The organism is Pseudomonas sp. P4_D7 (assembly GCF_056401755.1).
The window spans coordinates 1-2,416 of sequence record NZ_JBFUIR010000134.1 but is presented as its reverse complement, the minus strand read 5'-3'; the positions used below and the strand labels follow the sequence as shown (position 1 = coordinate 2,416).

General features: G+C 60.8%; 1 protein-coding gene. It reads left to right on the top strand.

All coding sequences use genetic code 11. The annotated features are described in order from the left end of the window. A partial coding sequence (locus tag AC1DVF_RS28995; RefSeq protein WP_477783597.1) for a hemagglutinin repeat-containing protein occupies positions 1-2,416 on the top strand: 2,416 nt, incomplete at both ends.

Genomic DNA, 2,416 nt, shown 5'->3' with positions numbered 1-2,416 from the left:
TAAACAGCCAGACCGGCACGACCATCGTGGGCAAGAACGTGACCATCGATGCTGCCGTGGGCACATCCGATATCACGCAGACGCAGAAGCAAAGCAGCGCGGGCATCCACGTCGGTCTCACTGGCGGCGCTGCCAATGTGGTTAACAGTGTCGCGGGCTCAGCGCAGGCGGCGCACCAGAGCTCTGACAAGCGGGTGCAGGCGCTTTATGCCGCACAGGCGGCTCAGGCGTTGTTTTCGACCGGTGGCGGCAGTGGAACGAGCGGTGCACAGGCGATAGGTAATGCCGCGCAAGGCAATACCCAGGACATCTCCTTGCGCATTGGTATCGGTGCCAGCAGCGCCAAGAGCACCCAGACCACGCACGATGACACCGCGTACGGGAGCAGTATCCGAAGCAACGGTGATGTGACGATCGCCGCCACGGGCGGTGACCTCAATGTCATCGGAAGCCAGATCAACGGCAACAACGTCACGCTGGCTGCAGCCAACAACCTCAACTTGCTGAGCCAGGCCGAGCAACACTCTGACAAGAGTGACAGCCACAATAGTAGCGGCGAAGTGGGTTTCAGCATCGGGCAGACCACTGGCATTTACCTCAGCGTGAATGCCGGGCAGGCCCAAGGGCACGGCAACGGAACCACGCACGCCGAGTCGGGTGTGACCGCCTCCGACACGCTCACTCTTATTAGTGGCAACGACACCACAATCCGCGGCGCACAAGCCAAGGGCAACGAAGTGCTCGCTGATATCGGTGGCAACCTCAATATCGCCAGCGAGCAGGACACCAACGATTACGCAGCCCATAGCGTGCAGGCGGGATTGACGCTCGTGTACGGCTTTAGCGGGGGTGGGGCGGGCGTCAGCGGTTCGCTGGCGGCCAGCAAGACGAAGAGCGACTACGCCAGTGTCAACCAGGTCAGCGGCATCGGCGCAGGCGACGGCGGCTTCCAGATTCATGTGGGTGGGAACACCGATCTCCATGGTGCGGTGATCGCCAGCACCGCCGATGCATCGAAGAATCTGCTCGACACGGGCACGCTAAGCTTCAGCGATATCGAGAACAAGGCTAGCTACAGCAGCGAGAGCATCAGTGTCGGCGGGGGCATGGGCAGCGGCGTGAACAACGGTATCTCTGGAGGTATCGGCGTTCCGCAGAACGGCAGCGAAAGCAGCACGACACACGCAGGAATCGCCGAAGGCACGATTGTCACCCGAAACGGTGACACCGACCTGACCGGCCTGGATCGCAAGCCGACGCTCGACGACCAGGCGTTGAAGCAGATCTTCGACGCGCAGAAGGTACAGGAGAACCAGCAGGTTGGAGCGCTGGCGGGCCAGGTGGGCATGACCGCCGTCGGCGATATTGCCAGCTATATGGCAAGAAACGCGACGACCGCGCAGGAGCAGCAGTCGTGGAGCGATGGCGGCTCCAACAAGGTCATCCTGCATGGGCTGGTGGGGGCTGCGACCGCCGCGCTCGGAGGCGGTAATGCGGCGGGAGGTGCGCTTGGTGCTGCGGCGAGCGAGGCCGCGAGTAGCGCTATGCAGCAGTACCTGGTCGACAACGGTTACACGCCTGGCACGCCTGCATTCAATGCGATGATGCAGTTGGGTAGTGCCGCAGTTGGGGGTGTTGGTGGCGGAGCCGGAGCAAGTACGGCGCTCGCCGGCGAGCAGTACAACCGAGAGTTGCATAGAGATCCAGATCCAGCGAAGGACGAAAAGGCAATAATCGATAATGTCCTTGCCGCTCAATATGCCGCCCAACATCCAGGGACGAGTATTGAGCTAGCCGCGCAGATCCTCGAGAACGCGGCAGGTGTGATGTTGGACTGGAACACTGCGGCGAATGCGACGTACAACCCCGCTTCGATGACGGAAGCGCAGAATTTCTTGCGTAGCTACGCGCTCTCGCAGGGCAATCCGACCATTGGTTATGACCAGTTTGGGCAACCCGTGCCGTTGTTTGGCGTGTCAGCACCCTATCAGCGCCGAGATCCAACCATCTTCAGCAGCAACCCGCAGACTGCGCAAGGGCCCGTGGCATTGGGCGCGAGCCAGGTTGCTGATTGGGGCGTTGGTTGGCTTAAGGGGGCAGCCAGCGCGTTGAACCCCGGTAACATTCCAGCAGCGATGAATTCAACGCTGCAGATGCTGAATGATCCTCAGACATGGATGAATTCACAGCAACAGAGCATGGGTTACGTTTTTGACCAAGCGCAGCAAGGTAACTTCAGTCCTGCAGGTCAACTAGAGGGATCCTCGGCGGCCAACGCTGTGCTTGGCGTGGCACTTAACTACGGCCTAATTAGGTGGGGCGGCGTTGGAAATCTCAGTGACATCACTACGGGAGGAACACTGCCGCAGAACGGGGGGGGCGGTCGGACGTCGCTGGCGAATGGATGGGTTATAGA